At 70.6% G+C, this 25,685-nt stretch carries 20 protein-coding genes; 12 read left to right on the plus strand and 8 right to left on the minus strand.

Annotated features, from left to right (window positions below; genetic code table 11):
- Positions 1-223: 223 nt before the first annotated feature.
- The 5 genes from ACZ4YY_RS22380 (at position 224) to ACZ4YY_RS22400 (ending at position 5,911) form a co-directional block, all read left to right on the plus strand.
- Positions 224-376: a hypothetical protein gene (locus tag ACZ4YY_RS22380; protein WP_468292840.1), complete on the plus strand. Its 153-nt coding sequence runs from the start codon at positions 224-226 to the stop codon at positions 374-376.
- 300 nt (positions 377-676) lie between these two features.
- Positions 677-1,885: an ROK family transcriptional regulator gene (locus ACZ4YY_RS22385; protein WP_468292843.1), complete on the plus strand. Its 1,209-nt coding sequence runs from the start codon at positions 677-679 to the stop codon at positions 1,883-1,885.
- A 374-nt stretch (positions 1,886-2,259) separates the two neighbouring features.
- Positions 2,260-3,936: an extracellular solute-binding protein gene (locus ACZ4YY_RS22390; RefSeq protein WP_468292846.1), complete on the plus strand. Its 1,677-nt coding sequence runs from the start codon at positions 2,260-2,262 to the stop codon at positions 3,934-3,936.
- Positions 3,936-4,988 (plus strand): ABC transporter permease, encoded by a 1,053-nt coding sequence (locus tag ACZ4YY_RS22395; RefSeq protein ID WP_468292849.1) that lies wholly within the window; start codon positions 3,936-3,938, stop codon positions 4,986-4,988. Before ACZ4YY_RS22390 ends, ACZ4YY_RS22395 begins: the two co-directional genes overlap by 1 nt.
- On the plus strand, positions 4,985-5,911 hold the full coding sequence (locus ACZ4YY_RS22400; protein ID WP_358480891.1) for a carbohydrate ABC transporter permease: 927 nt from the start codon (positions 4,985-4,987) through the stop codon (positions 5,909-5,911). The genes ACZ4YY_RS22395 and ACZ4YY_RS22400 overlap by 4 nt, the downstream gene beginning before the upstream one ends.
- 189 nt (positions 5,912-6,100) lie before the next feature.
- Here the strand turns inward: ACZ4YY_RS22400 and ACZ4YY_RS22405 are convergent, their stop codons facing one another.
- Together ACZ4YY_RS22405 and ACZ4YY_RS22410 are read right to left on the minus strand one after the other, a co-directional pair.
- Positions 6,101-6,523 (minus strand): hypothetical protein, encoded by a 423-nt coding sequence (locus ACZ4YY_RS22405; RefSeq protein ID WP_468292852.1) that lies wholly within the window; start codon positions 6,521-6,523, stop codon positions 6,101-6,103.
- A gap of 16 nt (positions 6,524-6,539) precedes the next feature.
- Positions 6,540-6,977 (minus strand): glycoside hydrolase family 36 N-terminal domain-containing protein, encoded by a 438-nt coding sequence (locus ACZ4YY_RS22410; RefSeq protein WP_468292855.1) that lies wholly within the window; start codon positions 6,975-6,977, stop codon positions 6,540-6,542.
- A 351-nt stretch (positions 6,978-7,328) separates the two neighbouring features.
- Between ACZ4YY_RS22410 and ACZ4YY_RS22415 the strand changes: the two genes are divergently transcribed.
- The 3 genes from ACZ4YY_RS22415 to ACZ4YY_RS22425 all read left to right on the plus strand — a co-directional run bounded on the left by ACZ4YY_RS22415 (position 7,329) and on the right by ACZ4YY_RS22425 (position 14,745).
- On the plus strand, positions 7,329-10,202 hold the full coding sequence (locus ACZ4YY_RS22415) for a glycoside hydrolase family 3 C-terminal domain-containing protein (protein WP_468292858.1): 2,874 nt from the start codon (positions 7,329-7,331) through the stop codon (positions 10,200-10,202).
- A gap of 138 nt (positions 10,203-10,340) precedes the next feature.
- On the plus strand, positions 10,341-12,323 hold the full coding sequence (locus ACZ4YY_RS22420) for a glycoside hydrolase family 31 protein (RefSeq protein ID WP_468292861.1): 1,983 nt from the start codon (positions 10,341-10,343) through the stop codon (positions 12,321-12,323).
- Positions 12,324-12,405: 82 nt separating this feature from the next.
- The gene (locus ACZ4YY_RS22425; RefSeq protein WP_468292864.1) at positions 12,406-14,745 is read left to right on the plus strand and encodes a WD40/YVTN/BNR-like repeat-containing protein; all 2,340 of its coding nucleotides are present in this window, start codon (positions 12,406-12,408) and stop codon (positions 14,743-14,745) included.
- 14 nt (positions 14,746-14,759) lie between these two features.
- Here the strand turns inward: ACZ4YY_RS22425 and ACZ4YY_RS22430 are convergent, their stop codons facing one another.
- Positions 14,760-14,936: a hypothetical protein gene (locus ACZ4YY_RS22430; protein WP_468292867.1), complete on the minus strand. Its 177-nt coding sequence runs from the start codon at positions 14,934-14,936 to the stop codon at positions 14,760-14,762.
- An 11-nt stretch (positions 14,937-14,947) separates the two neighbouring features.
- Here ACZ4YY_RS22430 and ACZ4YY_RS22435 point away from each other — a divergent pair, with 11 nt between their 5' ends.
- The 3 genes from ACZ4YY_RS22435 to ACZ4YY_RS22445 all read left to right on the plus strand — a co-directional run bounded on the left by ACZ4YY_RS22435 (position 14,948) and on the right by ACZ4YY_RS22445 (position 18,120).
- A complete protein-coding gene (locus ACZ4YY_RS22435; protein WP_468292870.1) occupies positions 14,948-15,295 on the plus strand; it encodes a transposase in 348 nt (115 codons plus the stop codon).
- 111 nt (positions 15,296-15,406) lie between these two features.
- Entirely contained in the window at positions 15,407-17,209 is a 1,803-nt protein-coding gene (locus ACZ4YY_RS22440) for a family 43 glycosylhydrolase (RefSeq protein ID WP_468292873.1), read from the plus strand.
- A 365-nt stretch (positions 17,210-17,574) separates the two neighbouring features.
- On the plus strand, positions 17,575-18,120 hold the full coding sequence (locus tag ACZ4YY_RS22445) for a hypothetical protein (RefSeq protein ID WP_468292875.1): 546 nt from the start codon (positions 17,575-17,577) through the stop codon (positions 18,118-18,120).
- Between the two features lie 87 nt (positions 18,121-18,207).
- On the opposite strand, the gene ACZ4YY_RS22450 is transcribed toward ACZ4YY_RS22445, so the two are convergent.
- Positions 18,208-18,369 (minus strand): hypothetical protein, encoded by a 162-nt coding sequence (locus tag ACZ4YY_RS22450; protein ID WP_468292878.1) that lies wholly within the window; start codon positions 18,367-18,369, stop codon positions 18,208-18,210.
- 377 nt (positions 18,370-18,746) lie between these two features.
- Between ACZ4YY_RS22450 and ACZ4YY_RS22455 the strand changes: the two genes are divergently transcribed.
- Positions 18,747-20,135: an MFS transporter gene (locus tag ACZ4YY_RS22455; protein WP_468292881.1), complete on the plus strand. Its 1,389-nt coding sequence runs from the start codon at positions 18,747-18,749 to the stop codon at positions 20,133-20,135.
- Positions 20,136-20,182: 47 nt separating this feature from the next.
- Here the strand turns inward: ACZ4YY_RS22455 and ACZ4YY_RS22460 are convergent, their stop codons facing one another.
- The 4 genes from ACZ4YY_RS22460 to lnt all read right to left on the minus strand — a co-directional run bounded on the left by ACZ4YY_RS22460 (position 20,183) and on the right by lnt (position 25,496).
- The gene (locus ACZ4YY_RS22460; protein WP_468292884.1) at positions 20,183-22,132 is read right to left on the minus strand and encodes a helix-turn-helix domain-containing protein; all 1,950 of its coding nucleotides are present in this window, start codon (positions 22,130-22,132) and stop codon (positions 20,183-20,185) included.
- A 76-nt stretch (positions 22,133-22,208) separates the two neighbouring features.
- Positions 22,209-23,012 carry a 3-hydroxybutyrate dehydrogenase gene (locus ACZ4YY_RS22465; RefSeq protein WP_468292887.1) on the minus strand — a complete coding sequence of 268 codons (804 nt, stop codon included), beginning with the start codon at positions 23,010-23,012 and terminating at the stop codon, positions 22,209-22,211.
- A gap of 54 nt (positions 23,013-23,066) precedes the next feature.
- The gene (locus ACZ4YY_RS22470) at positions 23,067-23,546 is read right to left on the minus strand and encodes an NUDIX hydrolase (RefSeq protein WP_468292890.1); all 480 of its coding nucleotides are present in this window, start codon (positions 23,544-23,546) and stop codon (positions 23,067-23,069) included.
- A gap of 309 nt (positions 23,547-23,855) precedes the next feature.
- Entirely contained in the window at positions 23,856-25,496 is a 1,641-nt protein-coding gene (lnt, locus tag ACZ4YY_RS22475; protein WP_468292893.1) for an apolipoprotein N-acyltransferase, read from the minus strand.
- Positions 25,497-25,685: the final 189 nt, after the last annotated feature.

Here is a 25,685-nt window from a genome sequence, read left to right on the forward strand (position 1 = left end):
TCGGAGACGGCGCCGAGCACACGGTCGGGATCCCGAGTACCGACGGCCCCGGCGAGACGGCCCGCTTCCGCATGTGCCGCGAGGGCGGCCGGCTCCACGTGAGGGCCGACAGCCCGCATCCCTGGCAGCTGCGCATCGGCGGCCATGACGGCACCCTGCACACCAGCACCGCGAGGCTCGCGGTGTCCGGCTTCCCGAACTGGACTCCCTCGGCGTACGGCTCGTGGTGTCCGTCTGGCCCACCCTGCAGGACGACAGCGCCAACCACGATGCCCTGCGCGCCTGCGGCGGCCTGGTCCGGGACAGCCACGGCGGCCTGCTGCGCCACCACTGGCCGGCGCGCGGCGGGGACCAGCGTCACCTGCCGATGGCGTAATACGACGCGATGCACCCCCGTGCCCGGCAACTGCTGTGGGAGCAACTCCGCGCTGACCGCGAGCCGAACCAGCCCTTCAGCGCGCGGATGAGCGGCGGCCCAGGGCATCTTGAGCCACCGACACTTTCACCACGAAAGAGTCGATGCGGAAGCTCCTCGAAGCCACCCCACCTTCTAGGGCCTGCTCGCGAAATTCAGGCAATCATGCTTCCGCCATGGAAGTAATCGCGGTTGCGTGGAATGCTGACCCCTGCTAGCCGAGCACCTGCCGCGCATACCGACCCTGGGGAGGGCCACCCCGTGGACGCCACCACCGCTCCGTCGACCCGCGCGGTCGCCCTGGAAGTGCTGCTGAGCGGCCCCCTGCCCCGCAGCGAGATCGCCCGTCGCCTCGACATGTCGGCCGGCAGCCTCACCCGGTTGGCCAAGCCGCTGGTCGACAGCGGTCTACTCGTGGAGGTGGACACCAACGGTGGCCCCGAGTCCGGGACCCTGCGCCGGACTCGGCCGCTCGACGTCAACCCCACCGCCCACCACTTCATCGGCGCCAAGGTGACCGGCGACGACGTCCACGCCGTCCTCACCACGATGCGCGCCGAGGTGGTGGCCTCCAGCCGCAGACCTCTGACCGGCCGGGACCCCGCCTCCGTCGTGGCGACCGTCAACGAGCTGACGCAGGAGCTCACCCCCAGGCATGCGCAGGTGAGTGGACTGGGGGTGAGTCTCGGAGGACGAGTCGTCGACCATACGACGGTGACCGACGCGCCGTTTCTGCGATGGACCACAGGCGTTCCCCTCGGGGGCCTCCTCCAGGACGCGTTCGACGGTTGCGTCACCGTCGACAACGACCTTCTGGCGCTCACCCGGGCCGAGCACTGGTTCGGCGCGGCACGCGGTCATGACCGTTTCGCGGTCGTCGCCATCGGCGCGGGCATCGGCTACGGCCTGGTCATGCACGACACCGTCGTCGACATCCCTGACGTCGGTGCCGGGCTGCTCGGGCACCACCCCCTCGACCCGATGGGCCCGCTCTGCCCGCGGGGGCACCGAGGCTGCGCCACGGCGATGCTCTCCGTCGCCTCCATCCGCTCCGCCGTCTCCGTAGGACTGCGCCGTCCGGTGACCTACGACGAGTGCCTCGACCTCGCAGCCGACGGCGACCCCGTCGCCACGGCCGTGGTCACCGCCTCCGGTCGCGCCCTCGGCCGCCTGCTGGCCGCGGTCGCCAACTTCACGCTGGTACAGAAGATCGTGGTCACCGGCGAAGCCGTGCGTCTGGCGGAAGCCGCCCGTCCCGCCATGGATGAGGGCATCCGGGCCGACCGCGTCCCGGATGCCGCCCCTGTCGACGTGGAGGTCCGACACAACAACTTCGCCCACTGGGCCCGTGGCGCGGCGGCCACCGTCATCCAGAGCTACGTCCTGGGCCACGCCCCGACACCGGCGCGACGCCCACGGACAGCAGCGGCCGGCCCCGGAGCAGGCGCCGCCAGGGTCGCCTCAGGCTGAGTGAAGTCGTCGGGTGCGCCATCACGCGCACTCCGACTCTCGCGCCACCTTCCGCGCAGGCACACTCATGCCACAATTCCATGCTTTGTCGAAGCGCTTCGATAACGCCTAATCCGACGAGGCGCTGCTTTTGATGTCGTCAAATGGAAACCCAGCCCGTACGCATCCCCGTCTCTGCCTTTTCGAAGAAACTGAGGCGAAATCTCTTGTGCACCCTGGAGGGCGTCACTTAATCTCGCGGCCAAATCGAAGCGCTTCGACAGCGTTCTTGCGCAGCCGTGCCGACGCGCCGCTCTCAGCTCAGCCAGTTCTCCCGACACCGCAGCCGACGGCCCATCGCCGGGTGTCCAGGTGCACAACGAAGGGTTGAAGCAATGACACCGAACACCGTCTCCCCAGCCGGATTCAGCCGCAGGAATTTCCTCACCTCCACGGCCGTCGCCACCGCTGCGATGGCCGGCGGGATGCCGCTCCTGACCGCTTGTAGCGGTTCTAGCGGCGATTCAGGCGAGGGCACCACATCAGGCAAGAACGCAGCCAAGCTGCTCCCGACGTACGTCGCCAGCACGACCGCGCGGCCCGACCTGCTTTCGAAGAACGGCTCGGCGGCCGGGTACACCGGCAAGATCGACCTCGCCGACCTTGCCGCCTCGGTCCCCGACAAGCTCGGGACCGGCGCCCCCTTCAAGGTCATGGCTCCGCTCTGGGGGACCCCGCCGAAGCCGGACTGCGCCTACTACACGGAACTCGACAAGGCGGCGGGCACCAAGATCACCTGGCAGAACCAGGACGGCAACACCTACGGTGAGAAGCTCGGTGCCGTCCTCGCCTCCAGCTCCATACCGGACATGGTGGTCGTGCCCGGCTGGGAACTGACCGGCAAGATCCCCAACGCCGTCATCGCGAAGTTCATGGACCTGGGCCCCTACCTGGCGGGCGACGAGGTCAAGAAGTACCCCAACCTCGCCGCGATCCCGTCCGACGCCTGGCGCATGAGCATCTTCGGCGGCGCACTGCGCGGCATCCCCATATCCGGCGCCCCCGTGCCCGGCATCGTTCCGTACTACCGCAAGGACATCTTCGACAAGAAGGGCTACACCGTCCCCAAGTCGGCCGATGAGTTCCTCAGTTGGGCCAAGGAGGCCACCAGCGCCAAGGCCAAGGTGTGGGCCTGCGCCGACATGCGCTGGGCTGCGGGGGCCATCTTCGGTCTGCAGCCGGCCGGCACGCTCGGCTGGAACATGAGCAGCGACGGCAAGCTGACGTACCGCATCGAGCACCCCGAGTACCTCGAACACCTGGAGTGGGTCCGCAAGTTGTTCGCAGCGGGCGTCGTCCACCCCGACGACAGGGCCAACACCGGTGACCCGACCCAGCGGTTCACCGCCGGGCAGATCCTGGTCTTCAACGGCGACATGTCCGCCTGGTACGGCAAGACCGCAGAACAGGCCAAGGCCAACCCGGAGTTCGAGATCGACGGCATGGACTATTTCGCCGCCGACGGCGGCGACCCGACCCTGTACGCCGGTCAGCCCGCCGGCACCTGGTCGATGATCCGCAAGGGCGCCTCCAAGGAGACGGTCGAGAACGCACTGGCCGCCGCCAACTTCGCGGCGGCCCCGTACGGCACCAAGGAGCGGATGTACGTCGACTACGGCGTCGAAGGCACCCACTACACCATCAAGGACGGCGTCCCGGTCAAGAACGACCGGGGAATCCAGGAGGTGAACAACGCCTGGGGGATGCTCGCGACCCCGGCGCCCTACCTCGCCCACCCCGACTACCCGGACATCACCCGCAAGCAGGTCGAGTGGCAGCAGCGCCAGGGCGTCTTCGTCAAGAAGACGTCCACGTACGGCATGAACATCCTCGAACCGCGCCGCTACGCCAACATCTCCACCCCGTTCGAGCAGCTCGAGATCGACTTCGTGCGCGGTAACAGCAAGCTGTCCGACGTTCAGCAGGCCATCTCGACGTGGAAGACCTCCGGCGGCGACAAACTGCGCGACTGGTACAAGAAGCTGCTGGAGAAGAACGGCAGTGGTCGCTGATGTCCCTCACAGCGGGGAGCAGGCCGGACGGGACGCGTCCCCCCGCGGCCGTCGAGGAGCCGGTGGCCGCGGCCGGCACTGCCGTCCTCACCCGACACGTACCGGGCAAGGCCCGCCGCACGGGCGGGGTGCCCTTCCGGGTCCGGCTGCGCCGCGACCGCACGCTGATCCTGATGACGCTGCCCGTCCTCGTCCTTCTCCTGGTCTTCAACTACGTTCCGCTGCTCGCCAACGTCATCGCCTTCCAGGACTACGACCCGTACGCCGCGGGCAACGGCATCACGGCCGTCTTCCACAGCCCCTGGGTCGGCATGGAACAGTTCGCGCGGATGCTCCACGACCCGCCGTTCTGGGACTCCGTACGCAACACCATCGTGCTGTTCCTGCTCCAACTGGTGCTGTTCTTCCCCGTCCCCATCGTGCTCGCGCTGGTCATCAACAGCGTGGTCCGGCCCCGGGTGCGGGCCGTGGCACAAGCGATCATGTATCTGCCGCACTTCTTCTCGTGGGTCCTCGTGGTCACCGTCTTCCAGCAGGTCTTCGGCGGGGCGGGCATCATCGCCCAGACCGTGCAGAACCACGGGTGGAGCGGCTTCGACCTGATGACGAACGCGAGCCTGTTCAAGTACATGGTCGTGGCGCAGGCCGTGTGGAAGGACGCCGGCTGGGGAATCATCGTCTTCCTCGCAGCCCTGTCCGCCGTCTCCACCGACCTGTACGAGGCCGCCGCCATGGACGGTGCGGGACGCTGGCGGCGCATGTGGCACGTCACACTGCCCGCGCTGCGCCCGGTGATCGCGCTGCTCCTCGTGCTACGGGTCGGCGACGCGCTCAGCGTGGGATTCGAGCAGTACCTGCTCCAGCGTGACGCGGTCGGGGTCGGAGCCGCCGAGGTCCTGGACACCTACGTGTGGAACGTGGGCATCCAGAACGGCGACTTCAGCTACGCGGCCGCGGTCGGCCTGGTCAAGGGTCTCATCGGAGTCGCGCTCGTCCTGGGCGCGAACAAGTTCGCGCACCTGCTCGGCGAGCAGGGGGTGTACAAAAAATGAGCCTCAACACCCAGCTGATCCGCAGTCTCCAGGCGCCCGCACGTCCCGTGTGGGAGGAGCCGCCGGGCAAGGCCGGCATCACCGCCAAGAGCGGCTTCCTCCTGCTGTGCTGCCTGGCAGTGCTCGCACCGCTGTGGATCGTGATCGTCACCAGCCTCTCCCCCAAACCCGTGATCGACCAGGCCGGCGGCCTCGTCGTGGTCCCCAGAGGCATCACCTTCGTCAACTACACCGAACTGCTCAGCGGCGGCCAGGTCAGCCGGGCGATCACGGTCTCGGTCGGCGTCACCCTCGTCGGCACCCTGTTCTCCATGACGGTGTCGGTGCTCGCCGCCTACGGCCTGTCCCGGCCCGGCAGCCTGGGACACCGGTTCTCCCTGACGGCCATGATGGCCACCATGTTCTTCGGAGCCGGGCTGATCCCCACGTATCTGCTCGTGCAGACACTCGGCCTCACGGACACCTACCTGTCACTGATCCTGCCGAGCGCCGTCAGCGTCTTCAACATCCTGGTGCTGCGGGCCTTCTTCATGGGGATCTCCCCCGAACTCACCGAGTCCGCCCGCATCGACGGCGCCGGTGACCTGCGCATCCTGCTGACCATCGTCCTTCCGCTGTCCCGGGCGGTGCTGGCCGTCATCGCCCTGTTCTACGCGGTCGGCTACTGGAGCGCCTGGTTCAACGCCTCCATCTACCTCTCCGACCAGCAGATGATGCCGCTGCAGAACGTGCTCATCCAGCTGGTCCAGAAGAACACCGAGGCACCGACGGGTCTCCAGCAGGCGGTCCACACCGGCCAGCTCTCGGCACTGGGCCTGCAGATGGCCGTCATGGTCCTCGCGTTGATCCCTGTCGCCGTCGTCTCCCCGTTCGTCCAACGGCACTTCAAGAAGGGCATGCTCACGGGCGCCATCAAGGGGTGACGCCGAGGAACAGGGCGGGGGAAGGCGCTATGACGGGGCCGGCGATCACGGATGACGCGATCGCCGGCCCCGCCGCGCACTGCGCTCTTCCACCAGGGTGTCCGCCGCCCGACGGGCCGGTGCTGCCCGTCATCGACGCACTCACCGGTGACCACCACGTGGGGTACGTCCGGGGAGCCGGGGCGGCGCTCAGGCCTCCGGCGTCGTGCGGGTGATGCGGAGCAGTGCCGCCGAGGGCGCGGTGGGCAGGGTCACGGTGAGTTCGGTGCTGTCCGGGTTCCAGGCGGCGCTCGCCCCGCGTGCGGCGGGGTACAGCACGTCGGCGTGGGCTGCGGCGCCCGCCTGCTGCGGCAGACGGACGGACACCGTGTCCTGCCCGCCCGGGCGGCGCCAGAGCGTGAGGTAGGTGGTGGCGGGCGTGTGCAGGGCGAGGGCGGCCCACGGGGCGTCCCAGGCGGGGAGCCCGAGCGGCCAGGACGGCACGGCCTGCGGCAGATCGGCGCGGACGGCCCGGTACACGGCGATCGCCTCATGGACCAGTCCGCGGGCTTCGGGCCCCAGCTCCGGCAGACGGCCGGAGAGGTGGATGCGGCCCAGAAGTGCGCTCGTCATCGTGAAGGCGACTTCGTCAAGGGAGTCTCCAGGCTGCGGATATGCCCACACGGCGCCCTGTTCGGGGGTGACGGCGGTCGCAGCCGGCCGCGTCGATCGCTGCCGGGTCCCGCGGGGTGAGACAGCCCACGACGAGCGAACTGACCGATTCCAGGTGCAGCGTGTCCGGCCCCTCATTGCGCAGGGTCGCCTCGCCGCGGAGCACGGGGACGCCGTCCGGCGACCGGTAGGTCATCTCGACGGCGAGCCCGGTCTCCGGGTCGTGCAGGTCCACGGTCAGGGTGTGCCAGTCTCCGTCCCGGCCCGCCCGGTGCCCTCGGTGGCGCAGCCGGGCACCGAGAGCGGTCCCGATCAGGCGGCTGCCCGACCAGCCCCGGCCGTGGCCCGTCGCCGTCACCTCCACCAGAGGCAGGGACGCGCCGTCGTCGCCGCCCACGTCGCCGGGGCGGCCCATATGCGCAAGGCGGCCGCGGTCGTCGTCGCCGACGGTGAAGTCGAGTCGCAGGGCGCTGTGACCCCAGCGGAAGTCCCGCTGTTCGTTGTCCTTGGTGTCCTTCGGTGTCCCTTGTACGGAGGTGGGGAAGCCAGTCGCGGGATATCGGAATCGAAGCGCTTCACTTAACAGTGAAGCTAACCGAGTCAATTCTTCGGAACAAGAGGAAAGAGGCAGAATGACGTGTCAACTCCCGGGAAGATTCCTCGGTTCGAACCATTGACAGCAACGGAGCGGGAATGTCAGCGTCGAAGCGCTTCGACGCATGCTCTCCACCACCACTCGACCCCCGTCTGCCGAGGGATCCCTCACGTGACTTCTGCGTCCGCATCCGCAGCCACGCCCCCCTTCCGCGACTCCGCGCTCACGCTGCACGAGCGCGTCGACGACCTGCTGGAACGGCTCACGCTCGACGAGCGGCTCGCCATGCTGCACCAGTACGTGCCCGCCGTCCCCCGCCTGGGCATCGCCGCGTTCCGCACCGGAACGGAGGCGCTGCACGGTGTCGCCGGCCTCGGCAGGGCGACCGTCTTCCCCCAGGCCGTGGGGCTCGGCGCCACCTGGGACGAGGAACTCGTGCACGCCGTCGGCGAAGCCGTCTCCGCCGAACTGCGCGCGTTGCACCGGCATCGGCCCGCCCCGACCGGGCCCGGCCCCAACGGGCTGCAGGTCTGGTCGCCCGTGGTGAACCTGCTGCGCGATCCGAGGTGGGGCCGCAACGAGGAGGGCTACTCGGAGGACCCGCTGCACACCTCGCGCGTCGCCACCGCGTACTGCCGAGGACTGACCGGTGATCACCCCGCCTACCTGCGGACCGCTCCCGTACTCAAGCACTTCCTCGCCAACAACAACGAGACCGACCGCAGCGTCACCTCCTCCGGCCTGCGCCCGCGCGTACTGCACGAGTACGACCTGGCCGCCTTCCGCCCGGTCATCGCCTCCGGCGCGGCCACCGGCGCCATGGCCGCCTACAACCTCGTCAACGGCCGTCCCTGCCACGTCAGTCCGCTGCTCGAGCGAGAACTGCGGGCCTGGGCGAGGCCCACGGGCCACGAGCTGTTCGTGGTCAGCGACGAGGGCGCGCCGACCAACCTCGTCACACCGGAGCACTACTTCGACGACCACGCCGAGGGCCACGCCGCGGCCCTGAAGGCGGGCATCGACAACTTCACCGACCTCCGCGAGGACAGCGCGACCGTGATCGGCCGACTGCGCGCGGCTCTGGAGCGCGGCCTGATCGACGAACAGGACGTAAACAGCGCGGTCCGCCGACAGCTGCAACTCCGCTTCCGGCTGGGCGAGTTCGACCCTGACCTGGACCCGTACGCGGGCATCGGGCCCGAGGTCGTCGACTGCCCCGAGCACCGCGCCCTCGCCCGCCGCGCGGCGGCGGAGTCCGTCGTACTGCTCAAGAACGACGGCCTGCTGCCGCTCGCCCCGGCCCGTGCCGCGCGGATCGCGGTCATCGGCCCGCACGCGGACGCGCTGTACGAGGACTGGTACAGCGGCACTCTGCCGTACCAGGTCGGCATCGCGACCGCTCTGCGGGCGGCGCTCGCGCCCCTGGGCGGCGAGGTGGTGTGCGTGCCGGGCACCGACCGGATCGCGCTGCGCTCCCGTACCACGGGCGATCCCCTGGGCAAGAGCGCCTTCGACGTTCAGGAGTGGGGCGACGGCGTTGTCACCCTGTGCGAGGCCGGTACCGGCCGCTATCTCCGCTGCGGCGACGACGGTTCACTCGTCGCCGAACGGACGTCGCTCAAGAACTGGTTCGTCGACGAGACGTTCCGCCTGGAGCCCGCCCCGGACGACGAGGACGACGTCGTGGTGGTCCGGCATGTGCGCACCGGCCGCTACGCCGCCGTCGATCCCGCGGACGGCAGCGTGCACGTCACCGCTGACGGCCTCGCGGCGGCCGAGCGCTGGCAGCGGGAGCTGCTGCACGACGGGACGGCCGAGGCGCGGGCCGCCGCCGCGTCGGCCGACGCGGCCATCGTCGTCCTCGGCAACCACCCGATGATCAACGGCCGTGAGACCGAGGACCGTTCGGGAATCGCCCTGCCCGAAGCCCAGGGGGCGTTGCTGCGGACGGTCGCCGCGGTCCGTCCCGAGACCGCGCTCGTCGTCATGAGCAGCTACCCCTACGCCGTCGACTGGGCCGACACGCATCTTCCGGCGGTGCTGTGGACCTCCCACGGCGGCCAGGAGACCGGCCATGCGCTGGCGGCCGTCCTGCTCGGCGAGGCCGATCCCGGGGGACGGCTGCCGCAGACCTGGTACCGCGGCGACGACGAACTGCCGGACCTGCTCGACTACGACATCATCAAGGCCGGCTGGACCTACCAGTACCACCACGCCGCGCCGCTCTACCCGTTCGGGCACGGCCTGTCGTACGCGGATGTCACCTATCGTGACCTGCGGCTCTCCGCGCACACCATGGCCCAGGACGGCACCTTGGACGTCTCGGTGACGACGGTCAACTCCGGATCCCGGCCCGGCAGCGAGGTCGTTCAGCTCTACGTCCGCCCCCGTCACGCCCGTTACCAGGCGCCCCGGCTGCGCCTCGCCGACTTCCGCAAGGTCCGGCTCGAACCCGGCGAGACGAGGCGGCTCGACTTCCGGCTCCCCGCCGAACAGTTCGCCCACTGGGACGTGGGGACCGGCTCCTTCACCGTCGACCCCGGCGACTACGACGTGCTGGTGGCACGCTCCGCCGGGGACGTCGTAGCCGGCGCGGGGCTCCGTGTGACCGGGCCACCACCCGTGCCCCGGACGGTCGTCGGCCGCCGCACGCGCGCCTGCGACTTCGACGACCACACGCGCGCCGTCCTGGTCGACGCCACCCGGGCCGCGGGCGACGCCGTCGCCCCCTTCGATCCGTCCCGCCCCACGACGCTGCTGTTCCGTTCGGCCGATCTGACCGGCGCCGTCCGCTTCGCGGCCGAGGTCGCCCGCGAGGAGGAGGCCGAGGGCGAGGCCGAGGGCGAGGCAAGCGTGGAAGTGCGGGCGGGCGAGCGGAGCCTGGGCCGGATCATGGTCCCGGTCACCGGCGACCGGTACACATGGGCCGAGGTAGCCGCCGAGCTGTCCGGCGTCGAACCCGGCCCGCACGACCTGACCTTGATCCTGCGCGGGCGCTTGCGCCTCGCCGCGTTCCGCTTCCACTCGTCCCCGGCGGACGACTGAGCGTTCACCGCGCCCACCAGCGCAAAACACGTTTGTGCGATGTCTGTGCCCCCTCCTGATCCCGGCGCCGCGGCCCCTGCCGCGGCCGGGAGACCTCATAGACGTGGGCCGCGTCCGAGACGATCAAAGGGAGACACCGTGTCCTACAGCATCCGTGCGGGCGGCCTGGAGCGCCACACCGCGGCGGAGATGCTCCGCATCGAGCCCTGGGGCCCGCACGCCGTACGCGTACGGGCCACGGCCGGGACCCTCGACTCCGCCGCCCCCGGCGCGCTGGAGACCCCGGCGCCCGCCACCCCCGACGCCCTGTCCGCATCGGACGACGGCAGTGCCCGTCTGGTCAACGGCCGGCTGGCCGTGGAGGCGTCGACGGACGGCCGGCTGACGTTCCGTCACGTCGACTCGGGTCGCGTACTCCTCGCCGAGCGCGACCCGCGCTCCCATCACACCGGCTCCCGCGTCCTCGCGGCCGGCGGCCGCACCCAGCAGTCCTTCGACGCCTACGACGGCGAACGGCTCCACGGCCTCGGGCAGCATCTGCACGGACGCCTCGACCAGAAGGGCTGCGTGATCGATCTCGTCCAGAGCAACACCGTGGCGGCCGTCCCCTTCCTGCACTCCTCGCGGGGCTACGGGCTGCTGTGGAACAACCCCGCCACCGGCCGGGTCGAGCTGGGCGCGGACGCCACCCGCTGGACCGCGGACGCCGGCGGACGCATCGACTACTGGATCACCGCGGGCGACACCCCGGCCCAGATCCTCGACGCCTACACACAGGCCACCGGCCGGCCGCCCCTGCTGCCGGAGTGGGCGTCCGGCTTCTGGCAGTCGAAACTGCGCTACCGCACTCAGGACGAACTCCTGTCGGTGGCACGGCAGTACAAGGAACGCGGCCTGCCGCTGTCCGTCATCGTCTGTGACTTCTTCCACTGGCCGCGCATGGGCGACTGGCGTTTCGAGCCCGCCGAGTGGCCCGACCCCACCGCCATGACGCAAGAGCTGGGACGGCTCGGGGTGAAACTCGCCGTCTCGGTCTGGCCGACGGTCGAACCCGACAGCGACACCTACGACGAACTGCGCGCGGCCGGGCATCTCGTCAGGGACGCCGACGGAGGCCTGCTCACTTTCCCGTGGCCCTCCCGCCACGGCGGCGACGCGCTGACCCGCCCAATGGCGTACTACGACGCCACGCACCCCGGCGCCCGCGCGGCACTGTGGCAGCGCCTGAACGACAACTACCGTTCCCTGGGCGTCAGTTGCCTCTGGCTGGACGCCTGCGAGCCCGACATGCCCCCGGAGCTCGCCGAACGCGCGGTGTACGCGGCCGGGCCCGCCGCCCAAGCCGCCAACCTCTACCCGCTGCAGCACGCCCGCGCGGTGGCCGACGGTCTGCGCGCGACGGGCGAGGACCGCCCCTTGTCACTGATCCGGTCGGCCTGGGCGGGCAGCCAGCGACACGGCGCCCTGCTGTGGTCCGGCGACATCCCCACCACGTTCGACTCCCTGGCGCGCCAGATCAGGGCCGGTCTGAACGTCGCGATGAGCGGCATCCCCTGGTGGAACACCGACATCGGTGGCTTCGCCGGCGGCGACCCCGACGACCCCGACTACCGTGAACTGCTCATCCGCTGGTTCCAGTACGGCACCTTCGGTCCGGTCATGCGGCTGCACGGAGACCGCGAGCCGAACCACCCCACCTTCTCCACCGACATGACCGCCGGGCCGAACGAGGTCTGGTCGTACGGGCAGGAGGCATACGACATCCTGCGGCAGCATCTGCTGCTGCGTGAACGCCTGCGCCCCTACCTGCACCGCCTCTCCGAGGACGCCCACCGCACCGGCGCCCCGCCCATGCGCCCGCTGTTCTTCGACTTCCCCGAGGACCCGGGTGCCTGGGACGCGGACGACCAGTTCCTGCTGGGCCCCGATGTCCTGGTTGCGCCCGTGTACGAGGCGGGCGCCCGGGCCCGCCGGGTGTACCTGCCGGCCGGGACCGACTGGCTCGACCCTGCCACCGGAGCCCTGCTGAAGGGCGGCACGACGCTCGACGCCGAAGCCCCCTTGGAACGCATCCCGGTCTTCGTGCGGGAGGGGTCCGACATGGCGGAACACCTGGCCTGACGACGCCCCGGACACCCACTTCTCGTGCGCACACCGGCCAAGCGCTGAAGCCAAGACACCTACCAGAAAGGCAGGACCGTCCATGCCTCCCACCCCGCACCTCTCGCGGCGCGGAATGCTGGCCGCCGGCGCGGCAGCCGCCGCGCTCCCGGTGCTCGCCCCCTCCGCCGCGTCCGCCGCCGGCTCCGGAAGGGCCAGAGCGCCGTACCGCTTCCGCAACGCGGAGATAGTCGGCGGCGGCTTCGTCACCGGCATCGTCTTCAACCAGCGTGAGCCCGGACTGGTGTACGCACGCACCGACATCGGCGGTGCCTACCGCCTGGACAAGGCGTCCCGGCGGTGGATCCCCCTCACCGACTGGATCGGCTGGGACACCTACGGTCACACCGGCATCATCAGCATCGCCACCGACGAGGCCGACCCCGACCGGGTCTATCTGGCGGCGGGTACCTACACCCTGCCCGACTGGGACCCGGACATGGCGGCGATCCTGCGCTCGGCCGACCGCGGCCGCACCTGGAAGACCACCCCGCTGCCGTTCCGTCTGGGCGGCAACATGCCCGGCCGGGGCATCGGCGAACGCCTCGTGATCGACCCCAACCGCAACAAGATCCTCTACCTGGGAGTGCGCGGCGGCCACGGGCTCTGGCGCAGCACCGACCACGGCAAGACCTTCGCGAAGGTGACGAGCTTCCCCAACGTCGGCAACTTCGTCCCCGACCCCAGCGACCCCGACGGCTACAACGGCGACAACCTCGGCGTGCTGCAAGTCGTCTTCGACAAGCGCACCGGCAGACCGGGCAGAGCCACCCGGACGCTGTACGTCACCGTCGCCGACAAGGACAACATCCTGTACCGGTCGACCGACGCGGGAGCCACCTGGCAGCGCGTCCCCGGCCAGCCCACCGGGTACATCCCGCACCACGCCGTCCTCGACCACGAAGGCGGCTACCTGTACCTCGCGACCAGCGACACCGCCGGCCCCTACGACGGCTCCAAGGGCGACGTGTGGAAGCTCGACACCGCCACCGACACCTGGACCCGTATCAGCCCGGTCCCCTCCACCAGCGACGAGAACGCCTACGGTTACAGCGGTCTGACCATCGACCGGCAGAACCCGGACACCCTGATGGTGTCCACCCAGATCAAGTGGTGGCCCGACTGCCTCCTCTTCCGGTCCACCGACGGCGGCGCCACCTGGAGCCGAATCTGGGACCTGGACGCGGACGGACAGCGCACGCTCCGCTACGACATCGACATCTCGGACGCCCCCTGGCTGACGTGGAACGCCACCGTGAATCCCCCCGAGTTGACCCCGAAGCTCGGCTGGATGATGGAGTCCGTCCAGATCGACCCGTTCGACTCCGACCACTTCATGTACGGGACCGGCGCGACGATCTACGGCGCGGACAACCTGACCGACTGGGACCGCGACGGCACGGTCCATCTGTCCGTGCGCGCCCAGGGGTTGGAGGAGACAGCGGTCCTGTCCCTGATCAGCCCGCCGGCCGGGCGCGCCCATCTGTTCTCCGGCATCGGGGACGTCGGCGGCTTCCGGCACACGGACCTGCACAAAGCGTCGAAGATGTACGACACCCCGACCTTCGACAACACCCCGGCCCTGGACTACGCGGAGCTCGCGCCCCACACCGTCGTCCGGGTCGGCCGCCCCACCAGCGGCTGGACCCAGCACTTCGCTGTCTCCACCGACGGCGGTGACACCTGGAAACCGTCCGGCGACGAACCGGCCGGCCTCACCGGCCCTGGTGTCGAGGACCAGGCCGTCGCCGTCGGGGCCGACGGCCGACGGATCGTGTGGTCCCCGGCCGGAGCACCAGTCAGCTGGTCCGACGACCACGGAGCGACCTGGACGGCCTCGAAGGGGCTGCCGGCTGGGGCTCCCGTGCGCTCCGACCGGGTGAACCCGGCGAAGTTCTACGCGTACGCCTCCGGCTACTTCTACCTCAGCAACGACGGCGGCCAGAGCTTCGGCCGCACGGCGGCCACCGGTCTGCCCACCGAGGGAAACGTGCGGTTCAAGGCGGTGCCGGGCCACGAGGGCGACATCTGGCTGGCCGGTGGCACCGACAAGGACGGGACCTCCACCCCGTACGGCATGTGGCGCTCGACCGACTCCGGAGCGACCTTCACCCGGATCAAGACGGTGGACCAGGGCGACGCCGTCGGCTTCGGCAAGGCCGCACCGGGCGCTCCGTACCCCGCGGTGTTCACCAGTTCCAAGATCGGCGGCGTGCGCGGCATCTTCCGGTCCGACGACGCGGGCCGGACCTGGGTCCGCATCAACGACGACCGGCACCAATACGCCTGGACGGGCGGCACCATCACCGGAGACCCCCGCGTCCACGGCCGTGTCTACTTCGGCACCAACGGACGGGGGGTCGTCTACGGCGACCCGGCCTGAACCCCTGGCTCCGGTCACGGCTGACGCACCCAGCCGCCGTGACCGGACTCCGGGCGCTGGCGCACCGCCAACTGGAGGGCGGCCGGGTGAGGGCACGGCAGGTGGTGACGAAGAGTGCGACGTCCGCACCGTGCTCGGGCGCCGAGGTACTTCTCGAAGTCGTGCCAGGAAAGGGCGTCGACCTCGGCCATCGACAACTCCCGTGCCCTCGCCTCTCGGAGCGGCTCTCACCCTCCGGAACGGTGGCCGGACGCCTGGCCGTCCCCGTCGGCGCCCCGATGCCGTGCTCGGCGACATGGCGTACGACTCGAGGGCCGTGCGCCACGAACTGCGTCGGCGCCGGATCCTGCCGGTGATCTCCCGCAAGGGTTCTGCGAACATCAGGGGCCTGGGCAAACTCCGCTATGTCGTCGAGCAGACCTTCGCCCTGCTCCACCAGTTCAAGCGCCTCGCCGTCCGATGGGAACGACGTCTCGAACTCCACGAGGCCTTCGTCTCGTTGGGCTGTTCTCTCATCTGCTGGAGGCGCCTCAAGAAGACCCGCTCGTGATCCTGTTACGACCTCGTAGGTTGGTTGACCGACCACCAGTCGCCCTCCGTCCAAAACCGTCGTCGGATCCAGAGACCATCTATCAGCGCCGGACACTGAACGGGGTTCGTCATGGAAGACAGAGTTCTCGTCTACACCCGAACACCTCTCGGCGAGTACACGGAGTCGCTGAGCAACAGCATCCACCTCGCGTTGAGCGAAGACGGAGCACCGTTTGAGCCGCTCAACCAGAACTACGGGATCTTGTTTCCCGAAGCCACGGTGAGCGAGCACAACACGATCCTGGAGAAGGGTGCCAAGAACCCCTATCTGTTCCGCACGAGAGAAGGCGGGTTCGGGCTGGTCGCCGTCCGTGTCGCACCCCGGGGAGCACAGGACGAGGAAAGCCGTGGCTGTGTCCTGGTGTGGACGTCGACCGATCTGACGGAGTTCCGATCCCGAGGGCTCCTTCGGTTGCACAACTCCGTGCATATTGATGCCGTCGCGTGTCAGTACGACGAGGCGGTCGGTGCGTACGAGTTTCTGTGGCGAGACGCCGACGGAAACGTGTTCGTGAACCAGGTTGTCGATCTCGCAGGAGGAGGGTCAAAGGGGCCTCGGCCGGGATCCCGGTTCCCGCAGGTTGCGGACCCCTGCAACCTGACGGACATCAACCCGGGGAACGTGCTCGCGGTGGAACCGTCGATCGCTCAAGCCGTTCGGGACCGGTGGACGCCCCGGGCGCATACGGAAACCCGCGTCCCCAGGAGTGTCGTCGCGTCCTCCCTGTCGGAACTGGCCGCGGTGAAGGCGACAGCCGTCTACTCCGACGGTTCCACGGCCGACAAGTCTGTCGCCTGGGACACCAGTGCAGTGGACTTCTCGGCTCCGGGAACCTACCGAGTCTCCGGCACGGTGCAGACTCCCGTTCGCCCCTTCCCATTGGCGCGCGGGTACGCGGACCCGGTGATTCTGCCCTGGGAAGGGAAGTACTACTACATCGCGACCAACGACAACGTGGACGCCATCGGCCTCTACGTCCGAGAGTCCGAGACGATCAACGGCTTGTTCGACGACGGGTTCCGCGAGCAGGTGATCCTCGACGCGGACGAGAGCAAGGGCTTCGTGCAGACCTTCTGGGCCCCTGAGTTCCACCAGATCGGCAACGACCTCTATATCTTGTTCGCTGTCAGCGGCACCGAGTGGGGGCCGCAGTGCCACATGATGCGACTCAGGAAGGGTCACGACATCATGCAGGCCGACAGCTGGGAGACCCCCGTACGGGTCCGGAAGGCCGACGGCTCCTACTTGGCCGAGAGTGGCAGCATCACGCTGGACATGACCTACTTCAAAGCTGACGAGAGGTGCTTCCTCGTCTGGTCATCCCGGACAGGTCTGGGCTCGCCGATGGACTCGGGCAGCATGGTCTACATCGCGGAGACCACCGTGGCTGATCCCACTCGTCTCATCAGCGAACCGGTGTTGCTGACGCGCCCGCTGTACGGCTGGGAGAACGTGCAGGGGACGATCAACAACGAAGGCCCGTACCCGTTCCTGACCGACGAGACCGTGTACATCACGTACTCCGGTGGAGCGGCCAGAGGCTACACCTACTCCATCGGGATGCTGAGTATTCCCCGAGGCGGTGACTACCTGGATGCCTCCGCATGGTCCAAGGCGATCACGCCGGTCCTGAACTACCAGTCGGTAGAAGGGCTCTATGGTGCCGGGCACAACTCCCTCTTCACTGACTACGACGGCAACACCTGGATCTGCTACCACGCGGTCGCCTCGCCCGTGGGTCACGATGTGGTCTCGTCCGCGATGCACCGAGTCCACTTCGGCAGGGGCGGAGTTCCCGTCTTCAGTCTCAGCCCGGCCCGCGACCTGCGAGAGGAACTGACCGACGTTCGACTCGAAGTGGTGGTGCCCTGATGCGGAGGACAGGCCCTACCTCGGGCTGACGGCATCGGCGAACAGCCTGGGCGGCACCCGGACCTGGTAGGAGGTCCGGGTGCCGTCGTCACACGATGGCGGTGAGGTGGAAGACCACGGCCTGCCAGGCAGCAGGGTGGGGAGCTGGAGACCCACCTCGGCGAGCAGCCGGCCTGGAAGCACGAGTGGTGCGGTGGCGCTCAGTCAGCTCGGGGCGCCCACTCGGTCCGTGGTGCGCCGACGTCGTTACGCACCTGCACCGTGTAGCGGCGGTCGGGGTCGAGCCCGGGCAGCCGCAACCGGGTCAGCGAGGGACTCCTCGGGCCGGGCGGCAGCGCGATCACCGGGCACCTTGGCACGCCGCCGTGAGGCGGCGCTTCGCGCCGGCCAGCCGAGGCGCAGACACCGGTGATCCCCGGTCCGCGGCGCGCCTACGACGCCCGTCCCGCTCCCAGCACGACGACGTCACCGTCATCGGCTGCCCGGCCCTGAGCGAGCTGGGCGGCGACGCGGCGACTGGCGGCACGCTCTCCTTCCCGCACAAGGCGAAGGCGGAATTCACCTACGGCGGCAGTTCCTCGGAGATCTCCGAGGAGCTGTACAGCGACAGGGCGAGGAAGCTCTCCGACGGCATCGCCCGGATCTTCGACGCGATGACCGGGTGCCCGACCTATCAGGTCGTCGCGGGCGGCACCCCGGTCGACGTGACCTCGCAGAAGCTGCCCGCGCCCCACGGCGTCGGTGATGAGCAGTGGAGCCAGCTCCTCACGCTCTCCACGGGAGGGCGGAGCACCGTGGTCAAGCAGACCGCCATCCGCGACGACAGCCTGCTGCTGATCGTCTCCGGCTCCCCGGCCCTCGTCGACCGCAACCTCGACAAGGCCCTCACCAAGGCCACGGCAGCCGGCTGACCGGCGCCCGACGCACTGCTGCCCCGACCAGGATGGCCGGGGCAGCAGTGCTGTACGGCTTACCTCGCTGCACGGTCTGGCAAGGTCTCAACGAGATGTGAACCATGCGGCGAGTGAACTGCCCGTCGTTGCGACGAGTGCCGTGACGACGGCGGCCACCAGCCAGGGTGAGATGCGTTGGACGACGACGTGCACGCCACCGAGGCGGAGTTCAAGGACAGGCTGCTGCTTCTCTTCGGTTCGAGGCATACGGCTATTCAGCCGCACGGGAACGTGGCACCGCTACGCCATACCTTCGCCACTTTGCCCCACGTCAACGGGCCTCCGAATACCACATGCTGAGCGGCACCACTACGCCAAAACGTGGCCACTTTCCCCAATTTGAGGCGCTGGGAGTACCACACGGGAAGTCCCCACCGCCACCTTGACCCGGAACTACGCGTCCCGGACGGCACATGTTCCACCCACTTCCGAGCCCCTGAACCGCCTTCCGCGAGCCGGCATGGTGGCCACAGGCATAGCCAACCCCCGAACTATGTTGCCCCGCCACATGTGCGCCTGACCTGCGTCTTCCTACGGTGTGCCGACACCCACCCGTCCCCACCGCACACGAGGAAGTGGCGCACATGGCCTCCGGAACCACCGCTCCCCCACCCCCCGCCAACCTCAAGCGCATCGTCACCGCCAGCCTCATCGGCACCACCATCGAGTGGTACGACTTCTTCCTCTACGGCTCCGCGGCCGCCCTCGTCTTCAACAAGCTGTTCTTCCCCGACTCCGACCCCCTCGTCGGCACCCTCCTGTCCTTCCTGACCTACGCCGTCGGGTTCGCGGCGCGTCCGCTCGGGGCGTTGGTCTTCGGGCATTACGGGGACCGGCTCGGGCGCAAGAAGCTGCTGGTGCTGAGCCTGCTGTTGATGGGCGGGGCGACCTTCGCGATCGGTCTGCTGCCCACCCACGCGACCATCGGTACAGCGGCCCCGGTGTTGCTGACGGTGCTGCGACTGGTGCAGGGGTTCGCGCTCGGCGGAGAGTGGGGCGGAGCCGTCCTGCTGGTGTCGGAGCACGGGGACGCGCGCCGACGCGGGTTCTGGGCCTCGTGGCCGCAGACCGGGGCGCCGGCCGGGCAGTTGCTCGCCACCGGCGTGCTGTCCCTGCTCACCGCCGTGCTGTCGGACGCCGCCTTCGGCGACTGGGGCTGGCGCATCCCGTTCCTGCTCTCCGGTGTGCTGGTGATCGTCGGCTTGTGGATTCGTCTCTCCGTCGACGAATCACCCGTCTTCCGGCAGGCGCTCGCGCAGGCCGAGGCACGGAAGGCGACACGGGCGGCGGACGCCGAGAAGCTGCCCGTCGTCGCCGTTCTGCGCCACCACTGGCGTGACGTGCTGGTCGCGATGGGCGCGCGCATGGCGGAGAACATCTCCTACTACGTCATCACCGCCTTCGTCCTGGTCTACGCGACGACCTCGGCCGGTGTCTCCAAGCAGACCGCCCTGAACGCCGTCCTCATCGCCTCTGCCGTGCACTTCGCGGTCATCCCCGCCTGGGGTGCCCTCTCGGACCGCGTGGGGCGCCGGCCGGTGTACCTGGTCGGCGCGGTCGGCGTCGGCCTGTGGATGTTCCCGTTCTTCGCGCTCGTCGACACGGGCGGCTTCGGCAGCCTGCTCCTCGCGGTGACCGTCGGTCTGGTGCTGCACGGGGCGATGTACGCGCCCCAGGCCGCCTTCTTCTCCGAGATGTTCGCGACCCGCATGCGCTACTCCGGTGCCTCGATCGGCGCCCAGTTCGCCTCGGTGGCGGCGGGTGCGCCGGCGCCGCTCATCGCCACCGCGCTGCTGGCCGACTACGACAGCTCCACGCCGATCGCCCTGTACGTGATCGCGGCGGCGCTGCTGACGGTCGTCGCCGTGGGCGTGGCCAAGGAGACCCGCCACCGCGATCTCGGCGGGATCGAGCCGGCGGCCGACGGGGGGCGGCGGGGGCGGGACGCGGCGGAGGGCGCCCGCGTCGTCTGACACCGGTACCGCCGCCGACCCCTCGTACGCCCAGCGCGTACGGGGGGTCAGCGCGGTATCGGTTCCGACAACCGGTGCAGTTTCAGAGCGAGTTGTATCTCCAGTGCGCGGGCCGGGCTCTGCCAGTCCTCCCCCAGGAGACGGGCGACGCGCTCGAGACGCTGGGCCACCGTGTTGACGTGGACGTGGAGCTCGTCCTTGGTGCGGGCCGGGCTCATGCCGCAGGCGAAGTAGGCGTCGAGGGTGCGCACGAGGTCGGTGCCGCGGCGTTCGTCGTAGGAGACGACCTCTCCGATGGTGCGGTCCACGAAGCCCACCACGTCCCGGTCCCCGGCGAGCAGCAGTCCGAGGAAGCCGAAGTCCTCGGCGGCGGCGCCGTCGCCGGAGCGGCCCAGCAACCGGAGGGCGTCGAGACAGCGGCGGCCCTCCTCGTAGGCGGCGGCCGCCGCTTCCGGCCGGGTGGCGAGGTCGCCGACCGGTGCGGAGGCGCCGACGGTGACCGCCTCGTGGACGGCGGTGCCGAGGTGGCGGGCGGTGCGGCGGGCCAGCTCCGTCGCTGAGGTGCCGGGGTCGAGGGGCAGCAGCAGGACGGTGCCGCCGTCACGGGCCGCCGCCAGACCGTGGCGGGTCGCGGCGAGGTGGGAGGCTGCGGACCACAGGCGCCGGCGGGCGTCCGCCTCCTGGTCGGCGTCGGCCTCGGTGGTGTCCAGGCGGGCGGCGAGGACCACGTGCGTCGCGTCGAGGTCGGCGCGCAGCCGCTGGGCGCGCTCGCGCAGCAGGCGCCCGTCGCGGTCGCGGGCGTCGAGAAGGTCGTCCAACAGCTCGCCGCGGACGCGCTGCTCGGCCTCGGCGGCGGAGCGGCGGGCCAGCAGCAGCAGTGAGGTGACCATCGCGGCGCGCTCCAGGGTGCGCTGGTCGACGGGGTCGAGGCCGGGATGGCCGCGCAGGACGAGCGCGCCGAGCAGTTCTCCGCCGGCGGCGACGGCGGCGATCCAGTCGTCCGCGTGCCGCACCGCGTGTCCTTCGGCGCGGGACGCCTCCACCGCTGCCGCCGGTGCGGTCTCGGTGAACGCCACGTCGCCGTCGAGGACCTCGGAGACCGCGTCGGCCACATCGTGGACCCCGCCGCCGCGCAGCACGAGCTCGGCGAGCCGGTCGTGGACGTCGGAGGCGCGCTCGATGACTCCGCTGCGGTCCCGGATGATCTCGTTGGCGTGCTCCAGGTCGGCCAGCGCCGAGCGGGTCTCGGTGAGCAGGTTGGCGGTGTCGATGGCCGCCGCGGCGAGCGCGGCGAAGGAGCCCAGCAGCGCGATCTGCTCCCGTTCGAAGACGCGGGCGCGCCGGTCGGCGGCGAACAGCACCCCGATGACGTTCGCCCCCAGGGTCAGCGGAACGCCGAGGATCGCCACCAGACCTTCGTCACGCACGCCGGCGTCGATGGTCGCGGTGTGCCGGAAGCGCTCGTCGCGGAAGTAATCGTCGGTGACGTACGGGCGGGCCGTCTGGGCGACCAGACCGCCGAGGCCCTCCCCCATCCCCAGGCGCAGCTGCTGGAAGCGGGCGGCGACCGAGCCCTCGGTGACCCGCATGTAGGTGTCGCCCCTGACCGGGTCGTTCAGGCTGAGGTAGGCGACGTCGGTGCCGAGCAGCGAGCGGGCGCGCTGCACGATCGCCCGGAGGACGGCGTCCACGTCGCGCAGGCCCGCGAGGTCGTGCGCGGTCTCGAAGAGTGCCGACAGCTCGGCCTCGCGCCGACGGCGTTTCTCCAGCTCGGAGCGGACGCGCAGGGCGAGCAGCTGGGCGTGTTCGAGGGCCGCGGTCTCCTCGGCGGGTCGTCCCTCGGCGCGCGCGAGAAGCACCGGACGCTCGTACGCCTCGGCGGCCGCACCCCGGGTGAGCAGCTCGAGGAACGGCGCCTCGGCACCGTGGGGGGTGCTCGGGGCCGGCGGGGCGGCGCTGACGGAGCGCTCGACCGGCTCCACGTGATCGCGGGACATGCTCACAGGATTCCTCATGACCGGGGCGGCCCGTCAGGCCTGTGGAAAACTCCGGACGCCCCGGGTCGCGGGCGGCTCAGTGCGCGGTCCAGCCGCCGTCCAGGACCAGCGAGGTGCCGGTCACGAAGGACGCCTGCGGGCCGCAGAGGTAGGCGACGGCCTCGGCGACCTCCTCCGGTTCGAGGAGCCGTTTGACGGCGCTGTCCCGCAGGAGCACCTCGGAGAGCACGCCCTCCTCGCTCAGGCCGTGCGCCTGCGCCTGATCGGCGAGCTGCCGCTCCACGAGGGGCGTGCGGACGTAGGCCGGGTTGACGCAGTTGGAGGTGACGCCGTGGGCCGCCCCCTCCAGGGCGGCGGTCTTGGACAGTCCCTCCAGTCCGTGCTTGGCGGCCACGTACGCCGACTTGTACGCGGAGGCGCGCAGTCCGTGGACGGAGGAGATGTTGACGATGCGGCCCCAGCCCTGTCCGTACATATGGGGCAGGGCGCCGCGGATGAGCCGGAACGGCGCCTCCAGCATCACGGTGAGCACCGTGTGGAAGACGTCCGGCGGGAAGTCCTCCAGGGGCCGCACGAGTTGCAGGCCCGCGTTGTTGACCAGGACGTCGGTTCCGGCGGCGGCGCGTTCGGCGGCGTCCAGGTCCATGAGGTCCAGGACGTGCGCCTCGACGGCGCCCGGCAGACCGCCGGCGCTCTCGACGAGCGTCGCCAGGCCGGTGGCGTCCCGGTCGACGGCCCGCACCGTGGCCCCGGCGGCCGCCAGCCGCAGCGCACAGGCGCGGCCGATACCGCCGGCGGCGCCGGTGACGAGGGCGCTGCGGCCACCGAGGTCGAGGGAGGGGGAAGTGAGGTGGCCCGGGGCGGTGGGGGGTGTGGTCATGGACCGACCCTAGGCAGCGCCCCGCCACCACCCCATATGGTCAGACCCCATACTTCACTGCGAATCCGTGGTCTCGAACCATGTGGGTTCGTCGGACAGTGCCTGCTTGAGACGGAACAGCTGCCGCTCGTGCAGGGGCGGCAGGGCGTCCACCGCGAACCAGCCCACGTCGACGGACTCGTCGTCGTTGACGCGCGCCTCGCCGCCGACGGCCCGGCAGCGGAAGGTGATGTCCATGAACTGGCAGCGGTCGCCGTTGGGGTACTCGACCTCCCTGCCGGCGCGGACCAGTACCACCCGCTCCGGCACGCAGTGCACGCCGGTCTCCTCGTACACCTCTCGCACGGCGCAGTCCGCCGGCTGCTCGCCCGGGTCGGGGATGCCCGTGATCACGGTCCACTGGTGGTTGTCCGCCCGCTGCCCCAGCAGCACCCGGCCCTCGTCGTCGAGGACGACGGCGCTGACGCCGGGGAGCCAGAGCAACTGGTGACCGGCGGTCGTCCGGATCGCGCGGATGAAGTCTGGAGTTGGCATGCGCCGACCCTATCCGGGGCCGGCACCCGCGCCCGGAGGCGCGCAGAGGCCCCCGGAGGGCGTACGGACCTGCCGCGCGACCGGTGAACAGCTCCGTCCGCTCGCCGCACGCCCGGAGCGCACGCCACCGCGCCACCCGCCCGGAGCGCACGCCACCGCGCCGCCCACCCGAGGCGCACGCCCCCGTGTCACCCGACCAGGGCGCACGATCCCATCAGCCCGCCCGGGCGACACCACCCCGTGCCGCCCGACCAAGTGACGCGCGCCGCACCTGCCCCTGCTCCGCCGGGCCCCCGCTCCCGCAGTCCCTTATGCCTGCGCCTCCGACGCCCCCTGCGCCTGCCCCTGCGCCGGCGCCCGCCGCTCCCGCACTCCCGCGCCGAGCGCCCAGCCCAGTCCGCCCGCGGCGACGAGCACCAGCAGCATCTCCGGGATGGTGCCCAAGCGCGTCGCGGGCGTCTGCGAGGAGCGCAGGGGCACCTTCTGCACCAGGGAGTCCGCGACGAACATCCCGGTCCGCTGGGTGATCTTCCCGTCCGGCATGATGATCGCGCTGACGCCGCTGGTCACGGGCACGGTGACGGTCCGGCTGTGCTCGACCGCGCGGACGCGGGACATGGCGAGCTGCTGGTAGGTCATCTCGCTGCGGTCGAAGGTGGCGTTGTTGCTGGGCACGGAGATCAGCTGGGCGCCGTGGGTGACGGTGTCGCGCACGGCCCAGTCGAAGGCCGCCTCGTAGCAGGTGGCGAGCCCGACCCTGGTGCCGCCGATGTCGAACACGCCCGGCTCGGTGCCCCGGCTGAAGTCCTGGCGGACCATCGCGGTCCAGTCGGGGTTGATGGCTCCGATGAACGAGCGCAGCGGCAGGTACTCGCCGAACGGCTGGATCTGCCGCTTGTCGTAGGTCTGGGTGGGTCCCTTCGCCGGGTCCCACAGGATCTGCTCGTTGTAGAGCCTGCCGTCGCGCTCGACGACCCCGCCGACGGAGACGGGCACACCCACCGCCTCGGCGGCGTCCTGGATGACGGTGGCGGCGTCCGCGTAGGCGAAGGGGTCGATGTCGGAGGAGTTCTCCGGCCACAGCACGAAGTCCGGCCGGGGTACCGTGCCCGCCGCGACCTCGGCGGCCAGGCGGCGCGTCTCGCGCACGTGGTAGTCGAGCACGGCCCGGCGCTGGGCGTTGAAGTCGAGGCCGAGGCGGGGCACGTTGCCCTGGACGAGGGCGACCGTCGCGGTGCCGTCCTCCGCCGCGTCGCTCACCAGCGGGCGGGCGGCCACGGCGCCCACGACCGGCACGGCGACGCCGAGCAGCGCCAGCACGGCGGCCGACCGGCGCACCGCGCGGGTGCGCCGCCACCGGAGCGCCAGACGCACGACCTCGAAGAGGCCGAATCCGCACAGCACGACCGCGAAGCCGAGCACGGGGGTGCCGCCCACCGCGGCGAGCGGCAGGAACACGCCGTCCGCCTGACCGAAGGCGATCTTGCCCCAGGGGAAGCCCTCGAAGGGCGCACGCGCGCGTGCCGCCTCACCGGCGGTCCAGAGCGCGGCCGCCCACACCGGCCAGGCGGGCAGCTTCGACACGACCGCCACACCGGCGCCGACCAGGGCGACGAAGACCGCCTCGATGACCACCAGGGCGATCCAGGGACCGGGGCCGACCTCGACACCGGTCCACACCAGCAGCGGCAGCAGGAAGCCGAGACCGAAGAGGTATCCGAGGCCCAGGCCCGCCTTCCAGCTCCGGCCGCGCAGCACCCAGCCGAGGACGGCGAAGGCGGGCAGGGCGAGCCACCACAGGGTGCGGGGCGGGAAGCTGACGTAGAGGAGCACTCCGGCGAGCGCCGCGGTGGCGGCGGGGACGAGGCGCCGGAGCCTGGTGCCGCGCGACGGCGCGGGGGTGGGGTCCAGCTGGTCCGGCCGGGCCACGGAAGTTGCGGTGACGGTCACTCCGGGAGTGTACGGCGAGTCACCTTTTGGCCGACAGCACCGCCCGCGCCCCGGGACCGCCCCGCATCCCGCGCACGTCATCCACAAACCGCCCGTCAGCCGTTACCGTGAGCCAGAGCTCCTGCCGCGCGGGGCGGCCGGAGGCGCGGGGCGGTCCGCGGGAGACCGGGTTCGGGGGGACGCGTGCGG

The sequence above is a fragment of the Streptomyces sp. NPDC030143 genome (assembly GCF_055573695.1).

Coding starts and splice junctions, on each gene's coding strand:
- ACZ4YY_RS22425 (WP_468292864.1), top strand. CDS start 12,406: ATGCCTCCCACCCCGCACCTCTCGCGGCGCGGAATGCTGGCCGCCGGC.
- ACZ4YY_RS22460 (WP_468292884.1), bottom strand. CDS start 22,132: ATGTCCCGCGATCACGTGGAGCCGGTCGAGCGCTCCGTCAGCGCCGCC.
- ACZ4YY_RS22430 (WP_468292867.1), bottom strand. CDS start 14,936: ATGGCCGAGGTCGACGCCCTTTCCTGGCACGACTTCGAGAAGTACCTC.
- ACZ4YY_RS22405 (WP_468292852.1), bottom strand. CDS start 6,523: ATGACGAGCGCACTTCTGGGCCGCATCCACCTCTCCGGCCGTCTGCCG.
- ACZ4YY_RS22470 (WP_468292890.1), bottom strand. CDS start 23,546: ATGCCAACTCCAGACTTCATCCGCGCGATCCGGACGACCGCCGGTCAC.
- ACZ4YY_RS22395 (WP_468292849.1), top strand. CDS start 3,936: ATGTCCCTCACAGCGGGGAGCAGGCCGGACGGGACGCGTCCCCCCGCG.
- ACZ4YY_RS22440 (WP_468292873.1), top strand. CDS start 15,407: ATGGAAGACAGAGTTCTCGTCTACACCCGAACACCTCTCGGCGAGTAC.
- ACZ4YY_RS22410 (WP_468292855.1), bottom strand. CDS start 6,977: ATGGGCCGCCCCGGCGACGTGGGCGGCGACGACGGCGCGTCCCTGCCT.
- ACZ4YY_RS22450 (WP_468292878.1), bottom strand. CDS start 18,369: ATGCCTCGAACCGAAGAGAAGCAGCAGCCTGTCCTTGAACTCCGCCTC.
- ACZ4YY_RS22455 (WP_468292881.1), top strand. CDS start 18,747: ATGGCCTCCGGAACCACCGCTCCCCCACCCCCCGCCAACCTCAAGCGC.
- ACZ4YY_RS22390 (WP_468292846.1), top strand. CDS start 2,260: ATGACACCGAACACCGTCTCCCCAGCCGGATTCAGCCGCAGGAATTTC.
- ACZ4YY_RS22465 (WP_468292887.1), bottom strand. CDS start 23,012: ATGACCACACCCCCCACCGCCCCGGGCCACCTCACTTCCCCCTCCCTC.
- ACZ4YY_RS22400 (WP_358480891.1), top strand. CDS start 4,985: ATGAGCCTCAACACCCAGCTGATCCGCAGTCTCCAGGCGCCCGCACGT.